Source organism: Candidatus Pantoea symbiotica (assembly GCF_056491525.1).
The window spans coordinates 2,350,392-2,366,463 of record NZ_JBSZHR010000002.1 but is presented as its reverse complement, the minus strand read 5'-3'; the positions used below and the strand labels follow the sequence as shown (position 1 = coordinate 2,366,463).

Annotated in this window: 16 protein-coding genes; 15 read left to right on the top strand and 1 reads right to left on the bottom strand. The window is 59.9% G+C overall.

The window, feature by feature from the left end:
- The first annotated feature begins 166 nt into the window (after positions 1 to 166).
- The 13 genes from phnF to phnE (ACXIZX_RS11610) all read left to right on the top strand — a co-directional run bounded on the left by phnF (position 167) and on the right by phnE (ACXIZX_RS11610) (position 10,837).
- The gene (gene phnF, locus ACXIZX_RS11670; RefSeq protein ID WP_008105516.1) at positions 167 to 883 is read left to right on the top strand and encodes a phosphonate metabolism transcriptional regulator PhnF; all 717 of its coding nucleotides are present in this window, start codon (positions 167 to 169) and stop codon (positions 881 to 883) included.
- Positions 880 to 1,326: a phosphonate C-P lyase system protein PhnG gene (phnG, locus tag ACXIZX_RS11665; RefSeq protein ID WP_479404200.1), complete on the top strand. Its 447-nt coding sequence runs from the start codon at positions 880 to 882 to the stop codon at positions 1,324 to 1,326. Before phnF ends, phnG begins: the two co-directional genes overlap by 4 nt.
- Positions 1,326 to 1,901 (top strand): phosphonate C-P lyase system protein PhnH, encoded by a 576-nt coding sequence (phnH, locus tag ACXIZX_RS11660; RefSeq protein WP_008105512.1) that lies wholly within the window; start codon positions 1,326 to 1,328, stop codon positions 1,899 to 1,901. Before phnG ends, phnH begins: the two co-directional genes overlap by 1 nt.
- Positions 1,901 to 2,977 (top strand): carbon-phosphorus lyase complex subunit, encoded by a 1,077-nt coding sequence (locus ACXIZX_RS11655; protein ID WP_479404199.1) that lies wholly within the window; start codon positions 1,901 to 1,903, stop codon positions 2,975 to 2,977. The genes phnH and ACXIZX_RS11655 overlap by 1 nt, the downstream gene beginning before the upstream one ends.
- Complete coding sequence (locus ACXIZX_RS11650) at positions 2,970 to 3,818, top strand: alpha-D-ribose 1-methylphosphonate 5-phosphate C-P-lyase PhnJ (protein ID WP_479404198.1); 849 nt, start codon at positions 2,970 to 2,972, stop codon at positions 3,816 to 3,818. Before ACXIZX_RS11655 ends, ACXIZX_RS11650 begins: the two co-directional genes overlap by 8 nt.
- Entirely contained in the window at positions 3,808 to 4,569 is a 762-nt protein-coding gene (phnK, locus tag ACXIZX_RS11645; RefSeq protein ID WP_479404197.1) for a phosphonate C-P lyase system protein PhnK, read from the top strand. The genes ACXIZX_RS11650 and phnK overlap by 11 nt, the downstream gene beginning before the upstream one ends.
- A 129-nt stretch (positions 4,570 to 4,698) precedes the next feature.
- Positions 4,699 to 5,403, top strand: a complete 705-nt coding sequence (gene phnL, locus ACXIZX_RS11640) for a phosphonate C-P lyase system protein PhnL (RefSeq protein ID WP_008105503.1) — start codon at positions 4,699 to 4,701, stop codon at positions 5,401 to 5,403.
- Entirely contained in the window at positions 5,400 to 6,536 is a 1,137-nt protein-coding gene (phnM, locus tag ACXIZX_RS11635; RefSeq protein WP_479404196.1) for an alpha-D-ribose 1-methylphosphonate 5-triphosphate diphosphatase, read from the top strand. Before phnL ends, phnM begins: the two co-directional genes overlap by 4 nt.
- Positions 6,536 to 7,066 carry a ribose 1,5-bisphosphokinase gene (phnN, locus tag ACXIZX_RS11630; RefSeq protein WP_479404195.1) on the top strand — a complete coding sequence of 177 codons (531 nt, stop codon included), beginning with the start codon at positions 6,536 to 6,538 and terminating at the stop codon, positions 7,064 to 7,066. Before phnM ends, phnN begins: the two co-directional genes overlap by 1 nt.
- A gap of 158 nt (positions 7,067 to 7,224) precedes the next feature.
- A complete protein-coding gene (gene phnC, locus ACXIZX_RS11625) occupies positions 7,225 to 8,055 on the top strand; it encodes a phosphonate ABC transporter ATP-binding protein (RefSeq protein ID WP_479404194.1) in 831 nt (276 codons plus the stop codon).
- 26 nt (positions 8,056 to 8,081) lie between these two features.
- Positions 8,082 to 9,008, top strand: a complete 927-nt coding sequence (phnD, locus tag ACXIZX_RS11620) for a phosphonate ABC transporter substrate-binding protein (protein WP_008105497.1) — start codon at positions 8,082 to 8,084, stop codon at positions 9,006 to 9,008.
- An 84-nt stretch (positions 9,009 to 9,092) separates the two neighbouring features.
- Positions 9,093 to 9,956, top strand: a complete 864-nt coding sequence (gene phnE / locus ACXIZX_RS11615) for a phosphonate ABC transporter, permease protein PhnE (RefSeq protein ID WP_036648584.1) — start codon at positions 9,093 to 9,095, stop codon at positions 9,954 to 9,956.
- On the top strand, positions 9,953 to 10,837 hold the full coding sequence (gene phnE, locus ACXIZX_RS11610; RefSeq protein ID WP_154181652.1) for a phosphonate ABC transporter, permease protein PhnE: 885 nt from the start codon (positions 9,953 to 9,955) through the stop codon (positions 10,835 to 10,837). Before phnE (ACXIZX_RS11615) ends, phnE (ACXIZX_RS11610) begins: the two co-directional genes overlap by 4 nt.
- Here the strand turns inward: phnE (ACXIZX_RS11610) and ACXIZX_RS11605 are convergent.
- Positions 10,791 to 13,379, bottom strand: a complete 2,589-nt coding sequence (locus tag ACXIZX_RS11605; RefSeq protein WP_479404193.1) for an ATP-binding protein — start codon at positions 13,377 to 13,379, stop codon at positions 10,791 to 10,793. The genes phnE (ACXIZX_RS11610) and ACXIZX_RS11605 overlap by 47 nt on opposite strands.
- A gap of 144 nt (positions 13,380 to 13,523) precedes the next feature.
- On the opposite strand from ACXIZX_RS11605, the gene ACXIZX_RS11600 reads away from it, so the two are divergent.
- The gene (locus ACXIZX_RS11600) at positions 13,524 to 15,029 is read left to right on the top strand and encodes a sugar ABC transporter ATP-binding protein (RefSeq protein ID WP_154190002.1); all 1,506 of its coding nucleotides are present in this window, start codon (positions 13,524 to 13,526) and stop codon (positions 15,027 to 15,029) included.
- A gap of 10 nt (positions 15,030 to 15,039) precedes the next feature.
- Positions 15,040 to 16,023, top strand: coding sequence for an ABC transporter permease subunit (locus ACXIZX_RS11595; protein WP_008105488.1), 984 nt, complete (start codon positions 15,040 to 15,042; stop codon positions 16,021 to 16,023).
- Positions 16,024 to 16,072: the final 49 nt, after the last annotated feature.

The window sequence follows — 16,072 nt, the reverse complement described above, 5'->3', positions numbered from 1 at the left end:
TTATTAAAACCGCTACCGTTTCGCTGTGATTCTGCTGCCCTAAAGCAAATTCATCCGCCCGTCATTGAGCCGTCACGGCGCTGTCATCTGACATGCGCAATGTAATCGCCATCCCGCAGCAAGCCCGCTGCGTTCCTCAACCAATGCGAATGAGGTATTGAGCGTGATGGAGATATCCAGACATCCGACCACTGTGTATCAGGCCGTTGCCGCCCAACTGGAGCAGGCGCTGCAGGAGCGCTATCGCTGCGGCGACTATCTGCCTTCCGAGCAGCAACTGGCCGATCACTACGAAGTGAATCGTCACACCTTGCGCCGCGCAGTCGATGAGCTGGTCAATAAAGGCCTGCTGCAACGGCGTCACGGCGTCGGCATTTTGGTGCTGATGCGTCCTTACGATTATCCGCTGCATGCGCAAGCGCGCTTCAGCCAGAACCTGATGGAGCAGGGCAGTCATCCCACCAGCGAGCGTCTGCTGGCGGTGCTGCGCCCGGCGAGCAGCGATGTGGCGAGCGCGCTGGGCGTGAATGAAGGCGACAACGTCATTCACTTGCGCACGCTGCGCCGCGTCAATGGCGTGGCGGTGTGCGTCATCAACCACTTCCTGGCGGAACTCAGCTGGTGGCCAGCGCTGCAACAGTTCCACAGCGGTTCGCTGCACGATTTTATGCAGCAGCAGCTCGGCCTGAGCCTGACGCGCAGCCAAACCCGTATCAGCACCCGTCGCGCGCAGGCCAAAGAGTGCAAGCAGCTGGAGATTGCGCTGCAGTCGCCGCTACTGTGCGTGCGCACCCTGAATAAACACAGCGACGGTCAGGTAGCGGAATACTCCGTCAGCCTGACGCGTGGCGACATGATTGAACTGACCCTGGAGCACGAATGACACAGCAAACAGCCCGCCAGCATTGGCTCTCGGTGCTGGCGCACAGCGATGCCAACCAGCTTGAGGCGCACTGGCAGCCGTTACGCCTCAACGCCGATTTTGAACGCATCCGCCCGGCAGAAACCGGCTTAACCCGTTTGCAGGCGCGCATGGGCGGCAGCGGCAAACGCTTCGTGATGGGCGATGCCACAGTAACGCGCGCGGTGGTGAAACTGCACGACGGCACGCTCGGCTTTAGCTACGTGCTGGGGCGCGACAAAGCGCACGCCGAACGCTGCGCGCTGATTGATGCGCTGCTGCAACAGCCGGAAACCCAGGCGCTGTTACAGAAAAAATTGATTGCCCCGCTGGCGGCACTGCGTGAAGAGCAGCGTCAGCTGCGCGCGCGTGAAATCGCCAGCTCCAAAGTGGATTTCTTTACGCTGGTTCGCGGAGATAACTGATGACTTTACTGGCAAGTTTTAACCATCCGGTGGCTGATGCCCAACGGGCCTTTCGCCGCATTTTAAAAGCGATGAGCGAGCCGGGCGTGATGGTGTCGCTGCCGCTGCAACAGGGCTGGGGCGATCTCTCGCCAGCGGCCACGGCGGTGCTGCTGACGCTGGTCGATCAGGAGAGCGCATTGTGGCTGGATAATCGCATTGATAATGAAGTGGTGCGCAGCAACCTGCGTTTCCATACCGGCGTGCCGATTGTTGATGAGCGCGATGCACCTTTTGCGCTAACGCACGCGGCGGCCAATCCCGATCCGGCGCTGTTCGCCTCTGGCGATAACATGTCACCGGAGAAGAGCACCACGCTGATTGTGGAAGTGCCGTCACTGAGCGGCGGGTTAACGCTGCGCCTTTCCGGTCCCGGCTTACGTGAATCGCGTGCCATTGCGCCGCAGCTGCCAGAAGCGATCTTGCATTATCTGCGTGAGCGTCCGCATCCGTTCCCACAGGGCGTGGATCTGATTTTCACCTGCGGTGAAGCGATGATGGCGCTGCCACGCACCACCGACGTGGAGGTGTGCTGATGTACGTTGCGGTAAAAGGGGGCGAAAAGGCGATTGCCAGCGCCCATGAGCTGCAGGCCGATCTGCGTCGTGGCGATCGCGACGTTGCCGAATTGGGCTGCGATCAGGTCGCGCAACAGTTGGGTTTAGCGGTCGATCGCGTGATGACCGAAGGCGGCATCTACGATCCACAGCTGGCGGCCTTAGCGATTAAACAGGCAAGCGGCGATTTGGTGGAAGCGATCTTCCTGCTGCGCGCCTATCGCACCACGCTGCCGCGTCTCGCCGACAGCCTGGCGCTGACAACCGCCGAGATGCGCCTCGAACGTCGTATCTCCGCCGTCTACAAAGATTTGCCGGGCGGCCAGGTTCTCGGCCCAACTTACGATTACAGCCATCGTCTGCTCGACTTTACGCTGCTGGCAAACGGCGAAACGCCCGCTGCACCGCGTGACGATCAGGCGCTGCCCGAACGCTGTCCGCACGTGTTCAGCATGATGACGGCAGAAGGATTAGCGGCACGTGAAGAGGATGACGGTAGCGAGCCGTGCGACATCACCCGCGAACCGCCAGGTTACCCGGCCACGCGCGCCGCACGCCTGCAACAGCTGGTGCGCGGCGACGAAGGTTTCTTGCTGGCGCTGGGCTACTCGACGCAGCGCGGCTACGGCCGCAACCATCCGTTCGCCGGCGAAATTCGTACCGGCTATCTCAGCGTCTCGATCTGCCCGGAAGAGCTGGGCTTTGAGATTGAGATTGGCGAAATCCTGCTGACCGAATGCGAGATGGTGAACGGCTTCACCACCGAAACCGACAGTGCGCCGCACTTTACGCGCGGTTACGGCCTGGTGTTTGGTCGCTCCGAACGCAAAGCGATGGCGATGGCGCTGGTGGACCGCGCGCTGCAGGCGCCAGAGTACCACGAACGCATTGCCGGTCCGGCGCAGGACGAAGAGTTTGTGCTGTCGCATGCCGACAACGTGGAAGCGGCGGGCTTTGTCTCGCATCTGAAACTGCCGCACTACGTCGATTTCCAGGCGGAGCTTGAGCTGCTGAAACGGCTGCGCCAACAGCATCAGGAGCAGAACCATGAGTGAGTTAACCGGCTACAACAACGGTTATCTGGATGAGCAGACCAAACGCACCATCCGCCGCGCGATTCTGAAAGCGGTGGCAATTCCTGGTTATCAGGTGCCGTTTGCCGGACGCGAAATGCCGATGCCTTACGGCTGGGGCACCGGCGGCATTCAGATCACCGCCAGCATCATTGGCGATGCCGATGTGCTGAAGGTGATCGATCAGGGCGCGGATGACACCACCAACGCGGTATCGATTCGTCGCTTCTTCCAGCGCGTCAGCGGCGCGGCTACCACCGAAGCTACCCGTGACGCCACGCTGATCCAGACGCGTCACCGCATTCCGGAAACGCCGCTCGAAGAAGACCAGATTCTGATTTTCCAGGTGCCGATCCCCGAGCCGCTGCGCTTTATCGAGCCGCGCGAGACCGAAACCCGCACCATGCACGCGCTGGAAGAGTACGGCATCATGCAGGTGAAACTGTATGAAGATATCGCCCGCTACGGCCACATCGCCACCACTTACGCTTATCCGGTGAAGGTCAACAATCGCTACGTGATGGATCCGTCGCCAATCCCCAAATTCGACAACCCGAAGATGCACATGATGCCGGCGCTGCAGCTGTTTGGTGCCGGGCGTGAGAAACGCATCTATGCGCTGCCGCCGTACACCAAAGTGGAAAGCCTCGACTTCGACGATCACCCGTTTAGCGTGCAGCAATGGGAAGAACCCTGCGCGTTGTGCGGTTCGCGCCACAGCTACCTCGACGAGGTGGTGATGGATGACGCCGGTACGCGCATGTTTGTCTGCTCCGATACCGATTTTTGCCACCAGCAGCAGGAACAACAGCATGCACAGTGAACAGCCGCTGCTTGCGGTCAACAATCTCACCCACCTTTATGCGCCCGGCAAAGGCTTTGAAGAGGTGAGTTTTGAGCTCTATCCCGGCGAAGTGTTGGGCATTGTTGGGGAATCCGGATCCGGTAAAACCACCTTGCTGCGCAGCCTGTCGGCACGCTTAACGCCGCAGCAGGGCAACATTCTCTATCGCGCGCAGGATCTCTATCAGCTGAGTGAGAGCGATCGCCGCCGCTTGCTGCGCACCGAATGGGGCGTGGTGCATCAGCATCCACTTGACGGTTTGCGTCCGCAGGTGACAGCGGGCGGCAATATCGGTGAGCGCTTGATGGCGGTAGGTCATCGTCATTACGGCGATATCCGTAAAGAAGCGATGCGCTGGCTGCAGGATGTGGAGATCTCCGCTAATCGCATCGACGATCTGCCCACCACGTTCTCGGGCGGCATGCAGCAGCGTTTACAGATTGCGCGCAACCTGGTGACGCAGCCGACGCTGGTATTTATGGATGAACCGACCGGCGGGCTGGATGTGTCGGTGCAGGCGCGCCTGCTGGATCTGCTGCGCACGCTGGTGCGCGAGCTGAATCTGGCGGTGGTGATTGTGACGCACGATCTCGGCGTGGCGCGGTTGCTGGCGCATCGCCTGCTGGTGATGAAGCAGGGCCGCGTGGTGGAGAGCGGGTTGACCGATCGGGTGCTGGACGATCCGCATCATCCGTATACCCAGTTGCTGGTTTCATCGGTGCTGAGTTGAGATGAACAAGGTCGCCATAAATGGCGACCCTACGACGTGCCCAATGCAACCGTATCGCCCCGTAGGGTCGCCATTTATGGCGACCTTCTCGAAGACCAGCACAACTATCAAAATCATCAGGACATCACTATGCAACCTTTACTGCGCGTAGAGCATCTGAGCAAAACCTTTGTGCTGCACAACCAAAGCAGCGCCGCGCTGCCGGTATTGCAGGACGCTAATCTTGAAGTCAGCGGCGGCGAATGTGTGGTGCTGCATGGCCGCTCCGGCAGCGGAAAATCCACGCTGCTGCGTGCGCTGTACGGCAACTATCAGGCCAACAGCGGCCACATCTGGCTGCAACATCAGGGCGAATGGATCGACATGGCTAACGCGCCCGCGCGGCAGATTCTGGCGATTCGCTGTCACACCGTTGGCTGGGTCAGCCAGTTTTTGCGCGTCATTCCGCGCGTGCCGACGCTGGAGATCGTCATGCAGCCGCTGCTGGAGCGCGGCACCGAGCGCGCCTTCTGCGAAAAGCGTGCCAAAGAGCTGCTGACGCGCCTCAATGTGCCGGAGCGTTTGTGGTCGCTGGCACCGTCGACCTTCTCGGGCGGCGAGCAGCAGCGCGTCAACATCGCGCGGGGCTTTATCGCCGACTATCCGGTGCTGCTGCTGGATGAGCCGACCGCCTCGCTCGACAGCGCCAACAGCGCCGCAGTAGTTGAACTGATTGAACAGGCGCGCGCCCGTGGTGCCGCCATTGTCGGAATTTTTCATGACGAAGCGGTGCGCGAACGCGTAGCCGATCGCCTGCACGTCATGCAGCCAATGAAAGCAGGAGCAGAAGCATGATCATTAATAACGTCCGGCTGGTGCTGGAGCATGACGTGGTGGCGGGTTCACTGGAGATCCGCGACGGACGCATCGCCAGTTTCAGCGATAGCGTCAGCCAGTTGCCGGGCGCGCTGGATGGCGAAAACGCCTTCCTGCTGCCGGGTTTGGTGGAGCTACACACCGATAATCTCGACAAGTTCTTCACGCCACGCCCCAAAGTGGATTGGCCGGCGCACTCGGCGATGAGCAGCCACGATGCGCTGATGGTCGCCAGCGGCATCACCACGGTGCTGGATGCGATTGGCGTCGGCGACGTGCGCGATGGCGGGCATCGCATCGAAAACCTCAATAAGATGATTGAGGCGATTCAGGACAGCAATCGCAAAGGCATTAACCGCGCCGATCACCATTTGCATCTGCGCTGTGAGCTGCCGCATCACACCACGCTGCCATTGTTTGAAAAGCTGATGAACACGCCAGAACTGTCGCTGGTGTCGCTGATGGATCACTCGCCGGGTCAGCGCCAGTACGCCTCGCTGGAGATGTATCGCACCTATTATCAGGGCAAATATCAGCTCAACGATGAGCAGATGGATCAGTTTGAGCGTGAGCAGCTGGCGCTGGCCGCCGAGTTCTCCACGCCGAATCGCAACGCCATCTCCAGTTTGTGCCGTTCGCGCGGTATTCCGATCGCCAGCCACGACGACGCTACGGCGGCGCACGTTGCTGAATCCCACGACGTCGGCAGCGCCATCGCCGAATTCCCTACCACGCTGGAGGCAGCACGCGCCTCGCGTGAGTGCGGCATGCAGGTGCTGATGGGCGCGCCCAACATCGTGCGCGGCGGTTCGCACTCCGGCAACGTGGCGGCGGCGGATCTCGCCAGCCACGGCCTGCTGGATATTCTCTCCTCCGACTACTATCCGGCCAGCTTGCTCGATGCGGTGTTCCGCCTGGTGGCCGATGAACGCAACACGCTGACGCTGCCGCAGGCGGCTGCGCTGGTGACCAGCAATCCGGCGCGGGCGATTGGTCGGCACGATCGCGGTCGCATCGCCGAAGGACTACGTGCCGATTTAGTGCTGGCGCATACCGAACATGGTCATTCGCACATTCGTCACGTCTGGTCGCAAGGCAAGCTGGTGTTCTAATGGCGCGCCTGATCTGGCTTACCGGGCCTTCGGGCTCGGGAAAAGACAGCCTGCTGAACGCGCTGCGGGAAGCGCCGCCGGAGAATCTGCTGATCGCCCATCGCTACATCACGCGCGCCGCCGATGCGGGTGGCGAGAACCATGTGGCGCTGAGCGAGGCGGAATTCCGACGGCGCGAGGCGCTGGGCTTGTTCGCCGTGAGCTGGCAGGCGCACGGCATGCATTACGGGCTGGGCGAGGAGATCGATCTGTGGCTGGCGCGCGGGCTGAACGTGCTGGTTAACGGTTCGCGCCTGCATCTGCCGATTGTGCAGCAGCATTACGGCACGCAGCTGCTGCCGCTGGTGTTGCAGGTTTCTCCTGCGGTGCTGGAAGCGCGTTTGCGGCAGCGCGGGCGCGAGCCGCAAGCGGAAATCGAAAAACGGTTGGCGCGCGCCGCCGAACCGCTGCCCGCGTATTGTCATGCGTTGAATAACGATGGCGCGTTGAGCGACACCCTCGAGCATCTGCGCCAGCTGATTACCCCGTAGGGTCGCCATTCATGGCGACCTGGTTCATCGCGGTATTGAGGTCGCCATAAATGGCGACCCTACGCTGTCACCGTTTAATCATTTTACTGTCATCAAGCTTTCATCCGTTTTGCCCGTAATAGCGGGCAATCAACACCTCAGAAGAGATGGAGTGCAACATGGCACAGGCATTACTGAAAACCGTCGTCGACAACCCTTACCCGCACGTGACAGGGCAGGGCAACAATGTGTTGTCGGTGCAGGGATTGTGCAAAACCTACGGCGCCAACCAGGTGCTGGATAACGTCAGATTCGATCTGCATGCGGGCGAGTTGGTAGCGGTGATTGGCCGCTCAGGCGCAGGCAAATCGACACTGTTACACATGCTGAACGGCACCATCAGCGCGTCGCAGGGCGCCATCCTCAGCAATCGCCACGGCGAAGTGGATCGTGATGTGGTGACGCTGAATAGCCGCCAGATGCGCGAGTGGCGCACCGAATGCGGCATGATCTTCCAGGACTTCTGTCTGGTGCCACGTCTTGATGTGCTGACCAACGTGCTGCTCGGTCGTTTGAGCCAGACCTCGACGCTGAAATCGTTCTTCAAAGTCTTCTCCGAAACCGACCGTGCTCGCGCCATCGAACTGCTGCAGTGGATGAACATGTTGCCGCAGGCGCTACAGCGCGCAGAGAACCTCTCCGGCGGCCAGATGCAGCGCGTGGCGATTTGCCGGGCGCTGATGCAAAACCCGCGCATTTTGCTGGCGGATGAACCGGTGGCGTCACTCGATCCGAAAAACACCAAACGCATCATGGATGTGCTGCGTCAGGTGAGCGAGCAGGGCATCAGCGTGATGGTGAACCTGCACTCCATCGAACTGGTTAAAAGCTACTGCACCCGCGTGATTGGCATTCAGCGCGGCAAAATCCTGTTCGATGGACATCCTTCCCAGTTGACCGACGGCCTGATGCATGAGCTGTACGGCGACGAAATTAACCAGCTCCACTAACTCCCACAGCAAGAGAAAACCTAAGAATGAAACTGACTTCTTTAGCTTTACTGACTATTGCGATGGCATTTGGCGCAAACGCAGCGGATGCACCAAAAGAGTTGAACCTCGGGATTCTTGGCGGCCAGAACGCCACGCAGCAGATTGGTGACAACCAATGTGTGAAAGACTTCTTCGACAAAGAGTTGCAGGTGGATACCAAACTGCGCAACTCGTCTGACTATTCAGGCGTAATTCAGGGCTTGCTGGGCAACAAAATCGACCTGGTACTGAGCATGTCACCGGCTTCATTTGCCTCGGTTTACCTGCAAAACCCGAAAGCGGTGGACGTGGTGGGCATTGTGGTGGACGACAAAGACGGTTCACAGGGTTATCACTCGGTGGTGATCGTTAAAGCTGACAGCCCGTACAAAAAGCTGGAAGACCTGAAAGGCAAATCGTTCGGCATGGCCGATCCCGATTCAACTTCTGGCTTCCTGATGCCGAACCAGGCGTTCAAGAAAGAGTTCGGCGGCACGGTTGACGATAAGTACAACAACACCTTCTCCAGCGTCACCTTCTCCGGCGGCCACGAGCAGGACATCCTTGGTGTGCTGAACGGTCAGTTCGAAGGCGCGGTAACCTGGACCTCACTGATTGGTGACCGCGAAACCGGTTATACCTCGGGTGCCTTTGGCCGTTTGATTCGCATGGATCATCCTGACTTGATGAAACAGATTCGCATCATCTGGCAGTCGCCGCTGATCCCGAATGGCCCGATTCTGGTGAGCAACAACCTGCCCGCTGACTTCAAAGCGAAGGTGGTGGCCACCATCAAGAAACTGGATAAAGAAGATCACGGCTGCTTTGTTAAAGCGGTTGGCGGTACCCAGCACATCGGTCCAGCGACCGTGGCGGATTATCAGAACATCATCGATATGAAGCGTGATTTGATGAAGGGTACGCGCGGCTAAGCCTTTAAAACGGTGCGCATTAATGCGCACCCTACATTGTAGGGTCGCCATTCATGGCGACCTGGTTACACAGGAATCCCCCCCTTGACCGATTTCGAACACTACTACCAACGCATCCGCCGCCAGCAAAAGCGCGACTCGCTGCTGTGGTCGCTGCTGTTGCTGGCGCTCTATCTGGCCGCGGGCAAGATGGCGGAATTTAACCTGCTTACCGTTTGGCAGTCGCTGCCACACTTTTTTGACTACATCGGTGAAACTCTGCCGGTGCTGCATCTTTCACTGCTGTTCGCCGACGGCAAAACTGAAGGCTCGCTGGCCTATTGGGGCTATCGCCTGCACTTCCAGCTGCCGCTGATCTGGGAAACCTTGCAGCTGGCGCTGTCGTCCACCATCGTGGCGGTGGCCGTTGCCGGTGTGCTGGCGTTTTTCGCCGCCGATAACACCCAAACGCCGCGCAGCCTGCGGGTGGCGATCCGCGCCTTTGTCGCCTTCCTACGTACTATGCCGGAACTGGCGTGGGCGGTGATGTTCGTGATGGCGTTCGGCATTGGCGCTATTCCCGGCTTCCTCGCGCTGGCGCTGCATACCGTCGGCAGCCTGACCAAACTGTTTTACGAAGCGATTGAGAGCGCCTCAGATAAACCGGTGCGCGGCCTCGCGGCGTGCGGCGCCAGCAAACTGCAGCGCATGCGCTTTGCCTTCTGGCCGCAGGTCAAACCAACGTTTCTCTCCTACAGCTTTATGCGTCTGGAAATCAACTTCCGCTCCTCAACCATTCTCGGATTGGTTGGCGCGGGCGGTATCGGGCAAGAGCTGATGACCAATATCAAACTCGATCGTTACGATCAGGTCAGCATCACGCTGTTGCTGATCATTGTGGTGGTGTCGCTGCTGGATACGCTGTCCGGCTGGCTGCGTCGCCGCGTAGTGGAAGGAGACACAGCATGATCGCCTTAGCGCCGGATGTCGCCAAACTCAAACAGGAGCATGCCGCCCTGTTTGCCGCGCAGAACCGCTATCTGCGCCGCGTTGCGCTGGTGGCGCTTGCCATCGCGCTCTATTATCTGTTCTTCTTCGAATTCTTTGGCATTGAGTGGAGCCGTTTTCTCATTGGCTGCCAGCAGCTCAGCCGCTATTTCCTGCGTATGTTTGTCTGGCAGGATTTTCTCAACTGGCCGTTTGGTTACTACTTCACTCAGGTCGGGATTACGCTGGCGATTGTGTTCTCCGGCACACTAACCGCATCACTAATTGCCTTGCCGGTCTCGTTCCTGGCGGCGCGCAACGTGATGCACGATCCGGTTACGCGACCGATTTCGCTGGTGGTACGCCGCGTGCTGGATGTGCTGCGCGGTATCGACATGGCGATTTGGGGGCTGATCTTCGTGCGCGCCGTCGGCATGGGGCCGCTGGCTGGCGTGCTGGCGATTGTGATGCAGGATGTCGGCTTGCTCGGCAAACTCTACGCCGAAGGGCACGAAGCGGTGGAGCGTTCGCCGAGTCGTGGCCTCAGCGCGGTCGGCGCGAACAGCCTGCAGAAACATCGTTACGGCATTTTCACCCAGTCGTTCCCGACCTTCCTCGCGCTCAGCCTGTATCAGATTGAGTCCAACACCCGCTCAGCGGCGGTGCTGGGCTTCGTCGGCGCGGGCGGCGTTGGCTTGGTGTATGCCGAGAACATGCGTTTATGGAACTGGGATGTGGTGATGTTCCTGACTCTAATTCTGGTGGCGGTGGTGATGATCATGGACATGGTCTCCAGTAAGCTGCGTAAACGTTACATCACGGGGAAAGGGGTGCCGTTGTGGCAGCCTGCCGCGCGCGACTAAGCCGTTCACTGCGCTGCCAGGCGCGCTCCAGCGCCTGCACCAGCTGCGCCTGATGCCAGGGTTTCGCCAGCCGCTCACACAGCGGCAGCGTTACCTGCGTCTGGCGCAGATCCTGACCGCTGATCAACACCGTTGCCAGATGCGGCCACTGCGCCTGCGCCTGACGAATCACATCCGCGCCGTTAATGCCGCCCGGCAGCATCAAATCACTGATTAGCAACTCGATATCCGGCGTCTGGCGCAGCAGGGTCAGCGCGCTTTCGCCATCGCCACACTCCAGCGTCAGATAACCCAGCTGATGCAGATGTTCGCACATCGTTTGTCGCACCGTCGGTTCATCATCCAGCACCAACACCAGCCGATCGTTGCTGGCCTGCGGCACCAGCGGCGGCGGCACGCTGAGCGGTTGTGCCGCTTCTGGCGCGCGCGGCAATAACAGCCGCACGGTGGTGCCTTGGCCGGGCGCGGTTTCCAGCTCGATCTGGCCACCGGACTGGCGCACAAAACCATACACCATTGATAAGCCCAAACCGCTGCCGCTGCCAATCGCTTTGGTGGTGAAGAACGGTTCAAACACTTGTTCGCGTACCTCGGCCGACATACCGCAGCCGTGATCGATCACTTCAATGGTGACGCGATCGCGCTTGCCGTCAGCTTCCTGTTTGCGCTGATTCCAGATTCGCAGACGGATTTCGCCGCTCTGTTGCGCCATCGCATCGCGCGCGTTGACCACCAGATTGATCAGCGCATTCTCCAGCTGTCCGGCATCGATCCATGCTGGCCAGCCGGGACGCTGCGCATCGATCACCAGCTGCTGGCCGGGCAAAAGTGCGTGTTGCAGCAGCGAATGCAGATTATCCACCAACTCCACCACCGACACCGCGCGCGGATAGAGCGCCTGCTTGCGTGAGAAGGCCAGCAAGCGCTGCGTCAGCTGCGCCGCGCGATCGGCGGCCTGACGCGCACGATCGATACGGCTGGCGAGCGTGCCGGGCGGCAGCTGATCGACGGTTAACGCCAGGCTGCCGATGATCACCGCCAGCAGATTATTGAAGTCGTGCGCCAGTCCGCCGGTCAGCTGTCCCACCGCTTTCATCTTCTGGCTGTGCAGCAGCGCCTCTTCCAGTGCCTTGCGCATGGTGCGTTCCAGCACGGTATTCACCATGCCGCGCCGTGGTACCGGGCTGAAACGCAGCTCCAGCGTCCGTCCATCCGCCAGCCGCACTTCCTGCGCATCGGCTAAGCCGTTGAGCTCAACATCGACGCGTTTCAGAAGCTGCTGATAGTGCAAACCGCGATGCAGTTCGCGCGGCGCAATTCCGAGCAGCTCGGCATATTGCGCATTCCACACCACCAGCTGGCCGCTGTTATCGAACAGCGCAAAGCCATCGCGCATCGCGAGAAAGGTCGATTCCAGCTGGTTGCTTTTCTCTTTTAGCAAGCGCGAGGTGTGCGCCAGCGACGCAGTATTACGCGCAAACACGTTGAAGGCACGCGCCAGATCGCCCAGCTCATCACGTCGCGCCAGACCGGGCACGTTGACGCTCTTTTCTCCCTGCGCCAGCCGCGTCATAGCATGGGCGATGGCGGTCAGACTCGAACCGAGGTTGCGGTAGATGTAGTAACCGGCGTAACCGGTGATCAGCAGCGCCAGCAGCATAAACAGGCCGATAAAGCCGATGATCGAATCCAGCTCTTCATGGGTTACCGCGCTGCGTGCGTCGCTCTGCTGCGCCACCAGCTGCACGTAATGGGTGATGTCGTCGTTGAGCATCGCCACCAGCGCTTTGATGCGATAGGTGGCGTAGGCGATGGCAATATCGCTCTGCTCCAGCTGCTGCGCCACCGGCTGCAAATCAGTGCTGGTGGCGATCAGCCGCTGCACTTGGGTATTCAGCACGCCGTTGAGCCTCAACGCTTGCCACTGGCTGAGCACCGATTGCAGCTGCTGCACTGCGGCCTGCGGCGCGCTGGATTGAATCGCCACGCTGAATAAGCTGTGGGTTTGCTGGCGCAGCGCGGCGGAAGGGGCATCGGTGCGCGTTAGCAGGTCAATGCGATTGAGTAACAACTGTGATTGCCACAAGCCGCTCAGCATCACGTTGCGCTGCAGATGGCGCTGATGTCCGGCGCGCAACAATTGGTTGATGGTCTGTTCCAGCATCTGGCTGCGCTCGCGAATACGCGTCAGCAGCTGCGGCTGTTGCGACGCCAGTGGCGCATTCGCCAGCAAGCTCAGCGACCGTTGCAGCTCCTGCTGCGTTTGCTGCAGGCGCGCCGATTCGCTCTGATACTCCAGCGCGCCGACCACCTGCGATAAACGCACCGCCGCGATTGCCACATTGGCGGTATCGCGCGCCAGCGCCAGGCTGCCGTTCATATCGGCCAGCGTTTGTGCTTGCGCCTGTTCCTGAATGTGACCTGCGTGGCGAAATCCAAAAATTGCTACCAGGCTCACCGCCAGCGTCACCGACATCACCAGCAGGTTAAACAGCAGCAGGCGACTGCGCGCGCCCGCGTGCCAGTGCAGACTGTGACTCATGGCTGCCACTCCTTACCGCTCAACTGCTGGCGAGTATAGAAGCGCGATCGGGGCGAAATATGACAAATGTGAATGGCCGCTGACATTTTCCATTTATCTAAGGAGGCTTTACTCGCTGCAACCTTTGCCAGCAGGAGCCTCGTTATGGCGACAGCACCGATATTAGAAATGCGCGCGATCACCAGACGCTTCGGCAGTTTCTATGCGTTAAAAGGGGTGGATCTCACGGTCTGGCCCGGTGAAGTGCATGCGCTGATGGGCGAAAACGGCGCGGGAAAAAGTACATTGATGAAAATTCTGGCCGGTGCTTATACCGCCAGCAGCGGGGAAATTCTTATCGACGGCCAGCCGTACACCATTAAAGGCCCAAAAGAGGCGTTGGCGGCGGGCATTACCTTGATTTATCAGGAGATCAATCTGGCACCCAATCTGACGGTGGCGGAGAACATCTTTCTCGGCAGTGAAATCACCCGCGCGGGTCTGGTGAAGCGTCGCCAGATGGCGGAAGAGGCGCAGCGAGTGATTGATCGTTTGGGCGCACAGTTCAGCGCCACCGATCTGGTTAGTCGCCTGAGCATTGCCGAGCAGCAGCAGGTGGAAATCGCCCGCGCGCTGCATCGCAACAGCCGCATTCTGGTGATGGATGAGCCGACTGCCGCACTCTCGAACCGTGAAACCGAGCAGCTGTTTGCGCTGATCAAACGTCTGCGCAGCGAAGGGATGGCGATCATCTACATCAGCCATCGCATGGCGGAAGTGTATGAGCTGTCGGATCGCGTTAGCGTGCTGCGCGACGGGCAGTACGTCGGCAGCCTGACGCGCGAGCAGCTCAATGCCAGTGAGCTGGTGCGCATGATGGTCGGGCGTCCGCTCAGCGATCTGTTCAATAAAGATCGCAACATTCCACTCGGCGACATCCGTCTCGCCGTCAATCACCTGTGCGACAAACACAAAGTGCATCCCAGCAGCCTGTCGGTGCGGGCCGGTGAGATCGTCGGGCTGGCGGGGCTTGTCGGCGCCGGGCGCAGCGAGCTGGCGCAGCTGATTTTTGGCGTGCATCAACCGAGCGGCGGCGAGATCTGGATCGACGGGGAAAAAGTGCAGATTCACTCGCCGCGCGATGCCATTGCGCGCGGCATCGGGTTTCTCACCGAGAACCGCAAAGAGCAGGGCTTGTTTCTTGAACTGGCGGCGCAGGACAACATTGTGATGGCGACGCTGGAGCGCGATGCCAGCTACGGCCTGCTAAATCGGCGCAAAGGGCAAAAGATCGCCAGCGAGGCGATTGATGCGCTCAACATCCGCGTGCCGCATGCGCAGGTGCGCGCGGGCGGCTTATCCGGCGGCAATCAGCAGAAGCTACTGATTTCACGCTGGGTGGCGATAGCGCCGCGCATCCTGATTCTCGATGAGCCGACGCGCGGCGTTGATGTCGGCGCCAAGAGCGAAATCTACCGCATGATGCAGCAGATGGCGCAGCAGGGCGTGGCGATTTTAATGATCTCCAGCGAGTTACCGGAAGTGGTCGGCATGAGCGACCGCGTCTATGTGATGCGTGAAGGCGCCATCGCCGGTGAGTTGAGTGGGGCAGAGATTAGCCAGGAAAACATTATGACACTGGCCACCGGCGCGCAGCCGGTTCAGGCCTGAGGAGAGCGCAATGACCAGTGAATCCGCACGCGTAAAAAGTCCAACGCTAAAGCGCGCGTTAATGAGTGACCTGCTGCAAACCGTCGGCATCCTGCCGATTCTGATCCTGATCGTGGCGGTGTTCGGCTTTGTCACGCCGAACTTCTTCACCGAGGGCAATCTGCTCAACATTACGCGTCAGGCTTCGATCAACATCGTGCTGGCGGCGGGCATGACCTTTGTCATTCTCACCGGCGGTATCGATTTGTCGGTGGGATCGATGCTCGGTACCACAGCGGTGGTGGCGATGGTGGTGTCGCTCGATCCGGCGTTTGCTTCACTGACGATTCCGGCGGCGTTAGGTGCCGGGCTGATTATGGGGTTGTTCAACGGCATTCTGGTGGCATGGGCAGGGCTGCCGCCCTTTATTGTCACCCTCGGCACCTACACCGCGATGCGCGGCGCGGCTTATCTGCTGGCGAACGGCACCACGGTGATCAACTCCGACATCAACTTTGAGTGGATAGGCAACGGCTATCTCGGGCCGGTGCCGTGGCTGATCATCATCGCCTTTGCGGTGATTGCGCTGTGCTGGTTCATTCTGCGTCGCACCACCTTAGGCGTGCACATTTATGCGGTCGGCGGCAACGTGCAGGCGGCGCGCCTGACCGGCATCAAAGTCAGTGTGGTGCTGCTGTTTGTCTACGCCATGAGCGGTTTGCTGTCGGGGCTGGCCGGATTGATGAGCGCCTCGCGGCTCTACAGCGCCAACGGTAACCTCGGCGTTGGCTATGAGCTGGACGCGATAGCAGCGGTGATCCTTGGCGGCACCAGCTTTGTCGGCGGTATCGGCACCATTACCGGCACGCTGATTGGTGCGCTGATCATCGCCACGCTGAATAACGGCATGACGCTGATGGGCGTCTCCTATTTCTGGCAGTTAGTGATTAAGGGCGCGGTGATCATTATCGCGGTGTTAATCGATAAGTACCGGACGCGGCATCACGTGGGTTGAGTTGTTACCAGGTCGGCATGAATGCCGACCCTACAAGTAAGCAGGGGCG

Coding starts and splice junctions, on each gene's coding strand:
- ACXIZX_RS11595 (WP_008105488.1), top strand. CDS start 15,040: ATGACCAGTGAATCCGCACGCGTAAAAAGTCCAACGCTAAAGCGCGCG.
- phnG (WP_479404200.1), top strand. CDS start 880: ATGACACAGCAAACAGCCCGCCAGCATTGGCTCTCGGTGCTGGCGCAC.
- phnD (WP_008105497.1), top strand. CDS start 8,082: ATGAAACTGACTTCTTTAGCTTTACTGACTATTGCGATGGCATTTGGC.
- phnE (WP_154181652.1), top strand. CDS start 9,953: ATGATCGCCTTAGCGCCGGATGTCGCCAAACTCAAACAGGAGCATGCC.
- phnC (WP_479404194.1), top strand. CDS start 7,225: ATGGCACAGGCATTACTGAAAACCGTCGTCGACAACCCTTACCCGCAC.
- phnK (WP_479404197.1), top strand. CDS start 3,808: ATGCACAGTGAACAGCCGCTGCTTGCGGTCAACAATCTCACCCACCTT.
- phnN (WP_479404195.1), top strand. CDS start 6,536: ATGGCGCGCCTGATCTGGCTTACCGGGCCTTCGGGCTCGGGAAAAGAC.
- ACXIZX_RS11600 (WP_154190002.1), top strand. CDS start 13,524: ATGGCGACAGCACCGATATTAGAAATGCGCGCGATCACCAGACGCTTC.
- ACXIZX_RS11650 (WP_479404198.1), top strand. CDS start 2,970: ATGAGTGAGTTAACCGGCTACAACAACGGTTATCTGGATGAGCAGACC.
- phnM (WP_479404196.1), top strand. CDS start 5,400: ATGATCATTAATAACGTCCGGCTGGTGCTGGAGCATGACGTGGTGGCG.
- phnL (WP_008105503.1), top strand. CDS start 4,699: ATGCAACCTTTACTGCGCGTAGAGCATCTGAGCAAAACCTTTGTGCTG.
- ACXIZX_RS11655 (WP_479404199.1), top strand. CDS start 1,901: ATGTACGTTGCGGTAAAAGGGGGCGAAAAGGCGATTGCCAGCGCCCAT.
- ACXIZX_RS11605 (WP_479404193.1), bottom strand. CDS start 13,379: ATGAGTCACAGTCTGCACTGGCACGCGGGCGCGCGCAGTCGCCTGCTG.
- phnF (WP_008105516.1), top strand. CDS start 167: ATGGAGATATCCAGACATCCGACCACTGTGTATCAGGCCGTTGCCGCC.
- phnH (WP_008105512.1), top strand. CDS start 1,326: ATGACTTTACTGGCAAGTTTTAACCATCCGGTGGCTGATGCCCAACGG.